Source organism: Paenibacillus sp. QJM3NY_38 (assembly GCF_056173265.1).
In genome coordinates, this window is the sequence record NZ_CM149665.1 from 5,801,319 (window position 1) to 5,814,544 (window position 13,226).

The window sequence follows — 13,226 nt, forward strand, 5'->3', positions numbered from 1 at the left end:
CCATTTCATCCCAAAGCATGAGAAACCACCCTATCTTTACAGGTGGTTTCTCATGACATTCCGTTATTCTATCCGATATTACCGGTTCAACAGACTGCCTACATAACGCAGCAGCTCGTTCGCGCATACCGGGCAATACCCATGCTCCTCGATCAGTCTGGAGCTCACCTCGTTGATCCGTTTTAACTGCACGGCATCCGGCGTTTTCGTCGAGGTTGTAATCTTGACGATATCCTTCAGGTCGGTGAACAGCTTCTTCTCAATCGCCTCGCGCAGGCGCTCATGATTGTGATATTCGAACTTTTTGCCCTTTCGGGAATAAGCCGAGATGCGAATCATGATCTCCTCCCGGAAAGCCTTCTTTGCGTTTTCCGAGACGCCGATCTGCTCCTCGATCGAACGCATCAGTCTTTCGTCCGGATCCATCTCCTCATCGGTTAACGGATCGCGGATTTTCGTCCAGTTGCAGAATGCTTCGATGTTATCCAAATAATTCTCGAACAGCGTCTTGGCAGACTCCTCAAAGGAATACACAAAGGCCTTCTGAACTTCCTTCTTCGCCAGATCATCATACTCCTTGCGTGCGGCAGCAATAAAATTCAGATAGCGCTCCCGCTCCTCCTTGGCAATCGAGGCATGCTGATCCAGCCCATCCTTGATCGCCCGCAGCATATCCAGCGCGTTAATGCACTGAAGATCCTGCTTAATCAAAGCACTGGATATCCGGTTAATGACATACCGCGGATCAATCCCGGACATGCCTTCTTCCAGATATTCATTCTGCATCTCCTTCAGGTCCGCTTCTTTATATCCTTCAACTTCTACCCCGTCGTACATGCGCATCTTCTTGATCAGATCCATGCCCTGCTTCTTCGTTTCCTTCAGACGCGTCAAGACGGAGAATATCGCGGCAGAACGAAGCGCGTGCGGCGCGATATGGATATGCTTCATATCGCTTTGGCCGATCAGCTTCGAGTAGATCTTCTCCTCGTCGCTGACTCGCAGGTTATACGGAATCGGCATGACAATCATCCGGGATTGCAGCGCCTCGTTTTTCTTATTGGCAATAAATGCTTTGTACTCGGATTCGTTGGTGTGAGCCACGATCAGCTCATCCGCGCTTATCAGCGCGAACCGGCCCGCCTTAAAGTTCCCTTCCTGGGTCAGGGAGAGCAAATTCCACAGAAATTTTTCATCGCATTTCAGCATCTCCTGGAATTCCATCAGACCGCGGTTCGCCTTGTTTAACTCACCGTCAAAACGATAGGCCCGCGGATCCGATTCCGAGCCGTATTCCGTAATGGTGGAAAAATCGATGCTGCCGGTTAAATCGGCAATATCCTGCGACTTGGGATCGGACGGACTGAATGTACCGATGCCGACGCGGTTCTCCTCGGAGATTAATACCCGCTCGACTTCCACCTGTTCGATATCTCCGCCGTATTCGGTCTTGAGGCGAAGCTGGCAGGCCGGGCACAAGTTGCCCTCGATTCGGACGCCAAGCTCCTTCTCGATTTCCGGTCTGAGCTCCAGCGGAATCAGATGCAGCGGCTCTTCCTGCATCGGGCAGCCGGAGATCGCGTATACGGCTCCCCGATCGGTACGGGAATGCTTCTCCAGGCCGTGCTTCAGCAGCGTGACCAGCGTGGATTTCCCGCCGCTGACAGGCCCCATAAGCAGCAGTATGCGTTTGCGCACATCCAGCCTGCGGGCCGCGGAATGGAAATATTCCTCAACGAGTTTCTCAACAGCCCGGTCGAGACCGAAGATTTCCTGTTCAAAAAACTTATATTTTTTCTGGCCCCCGCTCTCTTCGAAACCGTAGGATTCGATCATGTCATATACACGGGCATGTGCCGTCATGGCTGGAGAGGGATCCTTCTTAAGTATTTCAATGTATTCCCTGAATGTGCCGCTCCACGCCAAACGGTCGCCTTCTGCCCGATACGATGCTATGCGTTCGAAAATATCCATTTCGCTACCTCCTATGAGTCTGTTTATGGGGATTGGCTTCCATTCCACAGCGTCATTAGAAAACATTCCATTTTCGAAAAAGTGTATTACATACCTATGCGACTTGCTTGGAATAGTTGACCTTATTTTCGAAGTCATGCGCATGCAAATTTATCTAACCACCGGTCCATTCTACACTCGGGTACGCCATGCGAGCCGTCCCCATGCTATACTGAAATTACATTAACTTGACATTAAAGCATCTTTCGAATAAAAGGAGAGTCATCATGGCGATAAAGCATGAAGCCGAGCTGTACGCTCCCCTGAAGGCCTTTTTTGAACTAAACGGTTATGAAGTGAAGGGTGAAGTACGCAATTGTGACCTTGTCGGCATGAAAGAGGGCGCCGATGAACCGCTGATTGTGGAGCTGAAAAAAACATTCAATCTGGCCCTTCTGCTCCAGGGCATCGAGCGGTTGAAGCTAACTCCGTACGTTTACCTTGCCGTCGAGAAGAGCCGGGCGAAGAAAGGAGCCGTCAATCAGCGCTGGGCGGAACTGACGGGGCTCTGCGGACGTTTGGGACTAGGACTCATTACGGTCACCTTCTACAAAACTAAAGCGCCCTTCGTCGAGGTGCTCTGTGAGCCGGAGATAGCCGTACAGAAGGGACGGACCGCCATCAGGCGCAAGGAACGCTTGCTGTATGAATTTCGTGAGCGCAGCGGCGATTACAATACGGGCGGGGTGACGAGAGCGAAGCTGGTTACCGCTTACCGCGAGAAGACACTGCGCGTTGCTGCTGCCATGAATGCGGCGGAAGTGGAGCAGCGAAGCTCGCGCGAACTGCAGGAGGGGCATGAGCTTCAAGAAGTTACACCAGCGGTGCTGCCCGGTATTTCTCCCGCGGCCGTTCGCGATCGGAGCGGCGTGGGATCGGCGGCTGACATTCTGCAGCGCAATTACTACGGCTGGTTCCGCCGGGTGAGCCGCGGACGCTACGTGCTGACACCGGCCGGCGTACAGGCTCTGGCAGACTATGCTTCCGTATTGAAATCATAAACTCCGGATGCAGACCCTTGAACAAGTACATATTCGCCCATGAAAAAAAGCTGCTGATTCTATTCCGAACCTGAAATCAGGTTCAATCAGCAGCTTTGCTATGTTATACACGATTCGCATAAAGAAGCCTTCCATGTCTAATTCCGGGCTGTAAATTCCATCACGGCTTCGCTGATGAGATTCATGCCGAGCAGCAGTTCATCCCGCCCCGGATGCGTAAAATTCAGCCGGATACACTCACGGGTACGATCTGCCGCCGAGCACATCGAGCCTGGCAGGAAAGCGGCTCCTTTTAATAGAGCGGCTCTTAAGAGCGCATCCCCATTCAAGCCCGGAGGCAGCTGTACCCAGAGAAACATCCCCCCGGGAGGCACCGCATACTTCGAATCCTTCCACGCGCTGCGTTTCAGCAGCTCCACCATCAGCTTGAGCCTCGTTGCGTATTCCCGATTGAGCATGCAGATATGGTCCTCCAGCTTGAAATGCTTCGATTCCAGCAGATGGTGCAGCATCCGCTGGTTCAGCATGCTGGATTGCCAGTCGGCCATCTGCTTCACGGCCGTCATCATCTCAATCAAGCGCCGGTTCCCGGCAGCCCATCCCGTACGCAGCGCCGGCGCTACCGTTTTACTGAACGAGCCCACATACAAGACATGTCCTCCCTGCGGCTCTTCAAGTGAGAAGATGGAAGGAATTCGGGGCTTCGGATTCTTGGCGTCCGCAAAATAAAGATCGCCGTAAGAATCATCCTCCACGATAAGAAGTCCATGCGAGACACACAGCTCCAGCACCTGCTGACGCCGCTCCAAGCTCCACATCACGCCTGTCGGATTGGTAAAATTGGGCGCAGCCATGAGCAGCTTCGGCTTGTGCTGCCGGATCATGGCCTCCAGGTGCTCCGGCAGCATCCCGTCTTGATCTCCCTCCACAGGCACGATGACCGCACCTTGAAGACGCAGCACCTGGAGCAGTCCCGGTGAGGTGGGGTTCTCCACCAGCACCGGATCGCCCGGGTCCACATACACCCTGACCAGCAAATCGATGGCCTGCTGCGTGCCCGTGGTCAGCAGAATATGCTGCGGCTGGACGCTCAGGCCTTTACGGCGGGAAAAGTCCTCGCTCAGCCACTCGCGCAGCGGTCCATAGCCTTCTGCCTCACCGTACTGCAAGGCGAGCGGGTCCTCGGAGAGCACCGAGGTCGCCGCTTCAGCGAGTGAATGCAAAGGAAATAACTCTTCGGCCGGCAGCTCTTCTGCCAAGGAAATAAAAGAATCCCGCTTCGCAAGTTCCCTGATATCGCGCAGCGGGGATGACAAAAGGGTCTGTGCACGGGAAGCAAAGGAATACTGCATGGAAGTCCCTCCTCTAACCGTTATCAAAACCTCGGTTTTGTATTCAGGAGCCTCTTAACAACCTCTAAAAGGTATTCCTGATATGTATATATTATACCTTAATCCTGCATTAGGCATATATTTGCCTGCCTTGACGGGTATACAGCGCATACTTCTCGATCGCCTGTGCACGGGTGGATACCCCGAGTTTCACATAGATTTTACGAAGGTAATTGTCAATCGAGCGGCGGCTCACCTGAATTTCCATGGCGATTTTGTCGTATGTAATGCCCTGGACAATCCGTTCCATTATAAAAGCCTCCGTCTCGGAGAGCTGGAGTCCGCCTTCGTTCATTGCAGAGGCCGTTAACGGCCAGATGCCTTGCCTTACCCAATCGAGCGGCAGCGAGGCAACGCCTTCCCGGAGTCCGGTAATCATATGTATGAGCTGAAATGTGGATGCCTGCTTGGACAATAGGCCGCTTGCCCCGCGGCTGATCAAGGATTGCAGCAAAGGAAGGCCATCATTGTCGGTCATAATGACGACATGGGTCTTCGGGGACAGCTGCTTCATCTGCTCCAATACGGCTTCCGAGGTATGTTCCGACAAATGATAATCCAATAGTACCAAGTCAGGAAGCAAATCCCCGACCATGCGAAGCCCTTCTGAATCCGAGGATGTCATTCCCTCAACGAGCAGATCCTGCTGCTCTTCCAAGATCAATTTTGTTCCCAGCATGCTTGTAGGTTGACTGCCGACGATAACTACCCGCCAAACCTGATTCATTTTCTAATAGACCTCCTGTATCAACAAACTTGAATCTCTAGTATCTCTATTAAGTAAGCGCCGTCAATTTCTTACATATCCGGTATTGCGAATCTTCGTTGTTTGCAGATATGGATAGACGCAATTTAGAGCCGTTATACGTATAGAAATTAGGTTAATTAATCCTATAGGCGCAGGGCCTTTGACGGTATGCATGGCGAATGTCTTATATGTATCCTATTTGATAATCAAATCTATACAGATTGTATCCCACTCTATCTTTCTAGGCAATCTATTTTTCATAAAAACAAGTGCTATTGGTTCGTCTTTGCGAAAGTAATTCTGACATGTTAGAATGAAATTTGGAAAAAATGATAGTTTTTGAGGGGTGATGAAATGCCAATGTTGGAGCAGGAACACAATACCCCCTATAAATCCCGTGAGGAAGTGCAGCAAAAGGGGCCATCTACCAAATGGTTCTGGGTATTTTGGATTGTTCTCATCGGGCTGGGTACCACCGCAGCCTACCTATATAGCAATCACTTGAAGGAGCAAGTTGTGGTGCAGCTGCAGCAGGATACGCGCCAGGAAATGGCGTCATTCAAAGCAGAGTACGACCAAAGGTTTAACGAGCTGGTTCAGGAAATGGACGAGATGCAGAGCAAGGTTCAGTCGTTTAATGAGCTGCTGACCTTTACCAAGGATCAGGCTAGCGGCAAAACGGACAACAGCAACAAGCTGTACAGTCAACTAAGCCAAGTTGAGAAACAGCTGAAAGAGCTGGAACGCAAGATGGAGCTGCTGAAGTGAGAACACTGAAGTATATCCGTCCCAAGCAGTTAAACCGTACGTTTATGCTGGCCATTGCACCTTTTATCGGAATGCTGCTATGTATGTGGTTCATTACGGAACCGCCGCGCCTGTCGCACGACACCGCCGAGTACATACCATCCGGCAGCATATCGGAACAGTCCGCCGTGATCAAACAGGATTTGGATCAAGCCGCTGTCTATGCGGAACAGACGATATCCTCCATTGAAAAAACGGCCAAGCTCTATCGGCAAACGACCGCCACGGTAGGAACCATTCTGCAAACAGCGGAAGCACAAGCCGCGCGCCCGGAGCAAATCTATAATCGACGGATCACAACCAAATTGGGTGTCCCTATTGAAACGGTCAACAGTGACCGGATTCGAATCGAGTTGTACAAGATCAATCCGGGCACCTATCACGGCTATGCGATGAAGGTCAAACTGAAGGATCCTTCCGCGATGAAGATGTCGCTTGGCAGCGAAAGCGGCAGACCCGGGTCCGTCGAAACCACCATGCGCGCCGTAAGCCGGCATGGTGCGGTCGCGGGAATTAATGCCGGTGGATACGCTGACGGGAACGGGGGCAGACATCCACTGAGCACGACCTATTATGATGGCAAATACGTCTCGGGGTTTCAACCGAGCTTCAAGGATCTTGCCTTTGTCGGCATGAGCAAATCCGGCAAGCTGATCGGTGGCAAGTTCTACAGCCAGAGCGAGCTTGACCGGCTCGATCCCATGTTCGGTGCTACCTTTGTCCCCGTGCTGCTCCAAAACGGCAGCAAAACGACAATTCCCGAGAAATGGAGAACGACCCCCGGCCGGGCACCGCGTACCGTCATCGGCAACTATAAGGACGATCAGCTGCTCATCCTGGTTACCGAAGGATATGATGAGAAGGGCAAATCGGGAGCCACGCTGCAAGAGCTGCAAAACAAGCTTAAAAAGCTGGGCGTGATCGATGCTTATAATCTGGATGGGGGCGGGTCCGCATCCCTAATCCTAAACGGCCGCGTCGTGAACAAACCATCGGACGGAAGTCTGCGTCCGGTACCTACGCACTTCTTATTTTTCAAATGATAGAATCGGCCCTCATATTCTCGTTTATTTTTTGGCTCAAGGTGGTTATAATAAGGTTAGCTTAGCAGGAGGTGGCAAGAATGTCGTTCTCATTAACATTTTGGATCGTCATGCTCGTATTCGCCCTTTACATGGTTGGCATTTGGACCGCGGCATACAATGATGATAAAACCAAAGGCCTGTAAGGCGTCTCCCTCGTATATCGGGGGAGTTTTATTTTTTGAGGGACAAAAAAGGCACCGCTCATTAGCGATGCGCAAAAGGTGATTCATTTTAAGGTCCTAGGCATGTTTCGGAAGCTGCTGCATTTCGGACATGCATTGTGAACAGATATAGCGTTCTTTAAACTCGCTTACTCCGTCCATAGAACCACAGAAGACGCATTTCGGACGATAGCGCTCCAATATGATATGGTCCCCCTGTACAAGAATTTCTACGGGATCCCCCTCGTTCATTTGATATCTCTTGCGTAGAGACTTAGGCAGAACGATTCTTCCCAGCTGATCCACTTTACGAACAACACCAGCAGGTTTCATAACGATTGTACACCTCTTTCATTTTCAACAAGTGATTTCTGACACCACAGTTCAGAACTGATAACAAGGGCCTAGTATAATAGTTCGATAAAAAGTTGTCGAATCCTGCTGGAAATTAAGAATTTCTTAGTTTTTTTCAATATCATCTAGGTATACTGGATGATATTACCCAAAAAACTCAAAGTTTATCAAAAATTATTCCATACCCGGGAAATCCAATTGACGCAGTGCTTCATATACCATAATGGCTGCAGAGTTGGATAAATTCAAAGAACGCACCTTATCGGTCATCGGCATGCGAATACAATGCTCGCTATTCGCGGCTAGCAGCTCCGGCGGCAATCCCTTGGTTTCTTTGCCAAACACCAAAAAATCCCCGTCTTGATAATCAATGTCCATATAACGCTTAGTTGCCTTCGTCGTGGCGTAGAAATAGCGTCCTTCCGGATAAAGTGCCTGCAGCTCCTCAAAGGAATCATGATATTCAATATGTACGGCATACCAGTAATCCAGCCCGGCCCGTTTCAAGGTTTTGTCATCTGTATTGAAGCCGAGCGGACGGACCAGGTGCAGATGTGTGCCGGTTGCGGCGCAAGTTCTGGCGATATTGCCCGTATTGGCTGGAATTTCCGGTTCGACTAGTACGATGTGTAATGCCATGTTGATAAGTCCACCTTTTCTTCTGTTTTATTTTTATTATAACCGATTCCTTCCCGATTTCCCGGGGTATCCAGAAATAACCTTCCACGTAAATCGGCGGAAGGTTATCATGGTGTAATCTTATATGCTATTAGCTGTGACTGTTCTTAAACTGCTGCATGAATTCTACGAGCGCCTGAGCGCTCTCGTACGGAACGGCATTATAGACCGAAGCCCGCAAACCGCCGACGCTGCGATGACCTTTCAAGCCGACAAAGCCTGCTTGCTCCGAAGCCTTCACGAATTCCTTCTCCAGCTCTTCGGAGGCAAGACGGAAGGTAATGTTCATATCGGAACGCACCTCTGCATTCACGCAGCCGCGGTAGAAGCCTTCGCTGTGATCGATGGCATCGTAGATGAGTGCGGCTTTCTTGCGGTTCATCTCTTGAACGCCTTGCAGGCCACCCTTCTCCTCAATCCACTTCAGCACTTCGTTGATCATATAGATGCCGAATGACGGCGGCGTATTGTACAGCGAGTTATTTTTCAAATACGTATTGTAACGGAGCATAGTAGGCAGATGTTTAGGAGAATCTGTAATCATATCCTCTCTAACGATCACAACCGCAACGCCGGATGGCCCCAGGTTCTTCTGGGCACCCGCATAAACCATGGCGAATTGGTTCATATCGAACGGGCGGCTGAGAATATCGCTCGACATATCACAGATAAGCGGCACCGAGCCGGTATCCGGGAATTCCTTAAACTGCGTGCCCTCAATCGTTTCATTGGACGTAAGGTGGAGATAAGCTGCATGATCCGACAGTTGGATGTCCTTAAGGCTAGGCAGAGCCATGTACTTGCTCTCCTCGGAAGAGGCCGCCACATGAGTTTCGCCGATCAGTTTGGCTTCTTTAATCGCCTTGTCAGACCAGCTTCCCGTCATTACATAGTTCGCAACCTGGCCTTGTCCCAGGAAGTTCATCGGAATCATCGCAAATTGTGTGCTTGCACCGCCCTGGATGAACAACACCTTGTAGCCGGATGGATTCCCCAGCAGGGACAGCAGGCGCTCCTGCGCTTCGTTATGCACAGCTTCATACACAGCACCGCGATGCGACATTTCCATGATCGACATGCCGGTATCTCCGTAATTGACGAATTCGGCCTGGGCGCGCTCCAATACTTCAAGCGGCAATGCAGCAGGTCCTGCGTTAAAATTGTATGCTCTCTTGCTCAAAAGACTCTCCACCCTTTCTCTACTATGAATGCTAATTAACGCTAATCATAGCAACAATCCCATAGACCTTCAAGTGTAATTATTCACATTAAATTGTCCGGCTACCAACAGAAGAATTGATACTTTCTGCTCCAGGTTCTCTTTTCTCCGGGAGCCAGGCTCAGTTGAATAAACACTTCCGGCGAGATGACATGGCCCACCCCCCACAGAGCCATATACGCGACCGGAAAATCACTGATCTCCCTTACTCCCGCCCTGCTGGCAGTGTGCGTTAGCTCCCATGAATAAGGAAACTCGCTGCCGTTAAAGCCTTGTATTCTTCCGTAAAAAGGCTTGCTCGGTCTGGCGTTCCAGCCTATCTCGCAATCCTGAACGGATAACAGATCCGATGTATAATCCGATTCGACCTCCGTAAAACGGACAGGGACCGGTAACTTCAGTTTATACGCTGGTCCTACCAGCTCCTCGTTAATCCCTATGAAATTATGAATATACTCCTCCGTATCGATCCTCTGGCTTCCTTCATTGCAGAGCTCATAGTCTATCGTTAAGGCCGTGTCCTGAATCGAGATTTTCTTAACGAGTTTTGCCGCATACCCCTTGACGTTCCTGGGATGAATCGTATAGGTGAGACTTACGTCATCCGAAGTCATATCAATATCGAAAGGTTCCACCGGATACGTATACTGAAAGTGATACGGGTCCTCGCTGACCCGTTTAAGAATCCCCACCCCTAATTTAGGGAACCCTTCTCCTATTTCGGCCTCTGCATACCCCATCCCCTCATGCAGTCCAAACTCGTTGCACAATCCAGACCCGCCCTGAGCGTTAAAACCCTCCGCAAACTCGTGTACGCAGAATGTGTGACCGCTCTTGGTTAATTTGACCTGGGTAATGAAACCGGTCCGGTCAAAACGCGTGCCTTGATAACGGCCGATTTCCGCAATATCAACTTCCAATTGTCCGTTTGCTAATTGATGTCCCAAAACAATCGCTCCATTCATGATGAAGAAGCCCCGGCCGAATTGCCTGCCAGGGCTTCCGAAATATTGTATGCTCGTGTGTCAGGCAAGCTCGACAAGAATCCGTTGACACTCGTCATCGGATAACGCGGACAGCAAGCTGCGATCCAATTCGGCAGCCCCCTGCTTCTGACTGCGCAGCTGGACCTTCTCGCCGTTCAGTGTAACCGATTGAATCGTATAGCTTCCGTAATCCAGCCGCTTCGGATTGCTGTATACAATCTGAAGCACTTTACCCGCAAACCGCGTATGCACAGCAGCAGTACCGTCGGCTCCGAATTGCGAAGGTCTGAGCTTCGGCTCCAGGAGCAGATGTCCCAGATTTCCTTTCACTCCAAAAACCTCGGTCAGCATGGTGAGCAAAAGCCAGCTTGCCGACCCGGTAAGATAGGGATACATCCCTCTCCCCTTCTCGTTGATGTACTCGGGAATACCCGGATACATGCGGCTGCGTTCAAAGTCATTGCTTAAATCGTAAATCGATTGCAATACCTCGTATCCCTCTCGGACAAAACCTCTCTTATAGAGAGCGTTAGCGTACATGACGCTCATATGACTGAACATGGCCCCATTCTCTTTATGGCCGAAAGCGAACCCGAAAGCCCTCCCGAGGTTTTGCTGAATCTCGCCAAAGTTCGAATTCAGACGGTAGCCGATGCACGGATCTTTTAAATACCGATCAACCGCCTTCGTTATTTGCCCTACCTGTTCATTGTCCGCTATTCCGCCCATAATAGCAAAGACCTGACCAGTGAGCGTCATCCGGACGCCAAGGGGATGGTCGCCTTCCACGCGCTCTCCATCGTTATTGTAGTAACCGTTAAACCACGAATATCCTTCTTCGCTCGTCATCCATTCTTTGTCGCGCAAATGCCGGATGATCCAGTCGGCTTTCTGTTTCAAGTCCTGCACAACATCCGCCACGCTAAACTTTCGTTTGTTTCCGGTCACGGAGACTTTAACGGACTCATAATACTGATCAAGCAGCCCCAGCTTCTGCTGCACATCATCGTATGAGACGGGAGCCGTTAGCGAATCGAGCAGCACGGCCATTTCCTCTGCTATTTCAATGGACTCCACGCCTTCGCTGTCCCGCCATGCCAGCAGCAGATCGCCAAGCTGCATCAAATTGCTTGCATAGAACGCAGTAAAGGCTACGCTCTCGCCTCGGTCCGGGGCAAGGTCAAGACCATCATTCCAATCTGCCCCCTCAAGCTTGATGTTATTGTGCTCCCCTACATTAAAGAACGGAACCAGATTCTGCAGCAGCATATGCTCCAGTATCGTACCTTCATATACCTTACCGTCCACGGTTAAGAGTTGATTCCCGTGCTCAGGCAGCCATCCGATGTCCTTCTTCTGGCAGCGTTTCACGAATACATCGCGGAAATAGGTCTGCGGCTGCATCAGGAAATCCAAATCCCCGCTCTGATCCATATAAAGCAGCGTGGTCATGAATGGCCAAGCGCCGTGATCCATCCACACGCGCGGTATGTTGTTCCGGTCAGCGATGAACTCACCGGGCTTCGTCCCGATAATCGTTGCATTGCTTCCGTCAATCCGTACACCCGCGTAATTATTAAGCAGCAGATACCGTACCTCGGACGGTTCCATGATCATCAATGCCAGGCAGTCCTGCCATAGGTCACGCCATCCACGTCCCCCACGGCCATAGTCATGATAAGGAAGGAATGAATTGCCATATAGACGCCTCAATATCGGCTGCAAGGTTACCCATTTCATCCACAGGTCCTGCTGCTGGTCACCGGTCTGGAAGGATACGGTATTCAGTTTATCATTCCAATAGGCTTCATTCTGCGCAAGCAGCTCATCAAAACGTTTCTCCGATAAATACGTTTCGGCAAGTCTTCCAATCTCGGCGCGCCCCTCCGAAATGACCATCGCCATAACATAAGCCTTCGATTCACCAGGCTGCAGTTGCACCCCCGCAAACCGCAGGCCTCCAACGGCCTCGTAACCCTCCAAGGAGTCTCCTGCTTGCGCCACCGCTTGCTTATTGGCAATGACCGCCTCTGGCCAATCGAGCGCGCCGCCTTCCCCAATAAATTCTTCAAGCACCGGAAAATAACCGATCGGCTCCGCACCGTCCGCTTCCGCACCCAGCACACTGTAGGATACATGATTGATACGGTGACCCCGCTCGTCAAATGAGAGAGCGGGCTGTACTTCAATCCCTTTACGATGGACAAAGATCCGGTGAAGAAGGGATGTCACGTGGCGATGGTCCCGCAGGTCGTCTGCCGAACGGCCATACAGCGGAATCGCCGCGGTAGGGGTTAGTTTTAGCGTCTGCTCGCCTACGTTGGTCAGCTTCACTTTCATTAATTCGATTGGGTCATCCGTTACCGGAACGAAACTCGTTACTTCCGCTTGCAGTCCGGCCTCTCCGTTAATCCGCGTCAGCTTATGCCATAAAAACCCGGCTTCCAACTGGCTTTCTTCTTCCTCGTTCATGAACCGGCTTGCATTCTGCTTGGCTGAATTGCCGGTTACGGACCATGCGCCATGCCCGTCAACATGCACCCAAAAGTTACGCGCGGACTTGGAATTGTGAAGATCCTCCACCGAAACGGGCGGCATGAAAAACGTATTATGGCTGCTGGTCATTTCACCGTGAAGATTCGGCGTGACGGCCGACATCATGCCGGCCTCATTCACTAAAGGAAAATATAAATAATTATGATGTTCGGGATGACTTATCTTAAAGACACCCTGGCTCCCCTCAAACTTCCATCCTGTTGATTTCATATCGCGATTTCTTCCCC

At 50.9% G+C, this 13,226-nt stretch carries 11 protein-coding genes; 3 read left to right on the forward strand and 8 right to left on the reverse strand.

The window, feature by feature from the left end; genetic code table 11:
• Window positions 1–78 precede the first annotated feature (78 nt).
• Window positions 79–1,974, reverse strand: coding sequence for a PrkA family serine protein kinase (locus AC0VZ8_RS26775; protein ID WP_475484999.1), 1,896 nt, complete (start codon window positions 1,972–1,974; stop codon window positions 79–81).
• Window positions 1,975–2,240: 266 nt separating this feature from the next.
• On the opposite strand from AC0VZ8_RS26775, the gene AC0VZ8_RS26780 reads away from it, so the two are divergent.
• A complete protein-coding gene (locus tag AC0VZ8_RS26780; RefSeq protein ID WP_475485000.1) occupies window positions 2,241–3,014 on the forward strand; it encodes a DUF2161 family putative PD-(D/E)XK-type phosphodiesterase in 774 nt (257 codons plus the stop codon).
• Window positions 3,015–3,151: 137 nt separating this feature from the next.
• Here AC0VZ8_RS26780 and AC0VZ8_RS26785 read toward each other — a convergent pair whose 3' ends face one another.
• Window positions 3,152–4,366, reverse strand: coding sequence for an aminotransferase-like domain-containing protein (locus AC0VZ8_RS26785; protein WP_475485001.1), 1,215 nt, complete (start codon window positions 4,364–4,366; stop codon window positions 3,152–3,154).
• Between the two features lie 109 nt (window positions 4,367–4,475).
• Window positions 4,476–5,132 carry a DNA-binding response regulator gene (locus tag AC0VZ8_RS26790; protein WP_076324451.1) on the reverse strand — a complete coding sequence of 219 codons (657 nt, stop codon included), beginning with the start codon at window positions 5,130–5,132 and terminating at the stop codon, window positions 4,476–4,478.
• Between the two features lie 381 nt (window positions 5,133–5,513).
• Here AC0VZ8_RS26790 and AC0VZ8_RS26795 point away from each other — a divergent pair, with 381 nt between their 5' ends.
• Together AC0VZ8_RS26795 and AC0VZ8_RS26800 are read left to right on the forward strand one after the other, a co-directional pair.
• Window positions 5,514–5,921 carry a hypothetical protein gene (locus tag AC0VZ8_RS26795; RefSeq protein ID WP_071218139.1) on the forward strand — a complete coding sequence of 136 codons (408 nt, stop codon included), beginning with the start codon at window positions 5,514–5,516 and terminating at the stop codon, window positions 5,919–5,921.
• Window positions 5,918–7,003, forward strand: coding sequence for a phosphodiester glycosidase family protein (locus AC0VZ8_RS26800; protein ID WP_475485002.1), 1,086 nt, complete (start codon window positions 5,918–5,920; stop codon window positions 7,001–7,003). Before AC0VZ8_RS26795 ends, AC0VZ8_RS26800 begins: the two co-directional genes overlap by 4 nt.
• Before the next feature lie 281 nt (window positions 7,004–7,284).
• Here AC0VZ8_RS26800 and AC0VZ8_RS26805 read toward each other — a convergent pair whose 3' ends face one another.
• The 5 genes from AC0VZ8_RS26805 to AC0VZ8_RS26825 form a co-directional block, all read right to left on the reverse strand.
• Complete coding sequence (locus tag AC0VZ8_RS26805) at window positions 7,285–7,539, reverse strand: AbrB/MazE/SpoVT family DNA-binding domain-containing protein (protein ID WP_009595823.1); 255 nt, start codon at window positions 7,537–7,539, stop codon at window positions 7,285–7,287.
• Window positions 7,540–7,734: 195 nt separating this feature from the next.
• Window positions 7,735–8,199, reverse strand: a complete 465-nt coding sequence (gene trmL, locus AC0VZ8_RS26810) for a tRNA (uridine(34)/cytosine(34)/5-carboxymethylaminomethyluridine(34)-2'-O)-methyltransferase TrmL (RefSeq protein ID WP_113057600.1) — start codon at window positions 8,197–8,199, stop codon at window positions 7,735–7,737.
• A 130-nt stretch (window positions 8,200–8,329) separates the two neighbouring features.
• A complete protein-coding gene (gene serC, locus AC0VZ8_RS26815; protein WP_475485003.1) occupies window positions 8,330–9,418 on the reverse strand; it encodes a 3-phosphoserine/phosphohydroxythreonine transaminase in 1,089 nt (362 codons plus the stop codon).
• 101 nt (window positions 9,419–9,519) lie between these two features.
• Window positions 9,520–10,404, reverse strand: a complete 885-nt coding sequence (locus AC0VZ8_RS26820) for a hypothetical protein (protein WP_475485004.1) — start codon at window positions 10,402–10,404, stop codon at window positions 9,520–9,522.
• Between the two features lie 78 nt (window positions 10,405–10,482).
• Window positions 10,483–13,209: a GH36-type glycosyl hydrolase domain-containing protein gene (locus AC0VZ8_RS26825; protein WP_475485005.1), complete on the reverse strand. Its 2,727-nt coding sequence runs from the start codon at window positions 13,207–13,209 to the stop codon at window positions 10,483–10,485.
• Window positions 13,210–13,226: the final 17 nt, after the last annotated feature.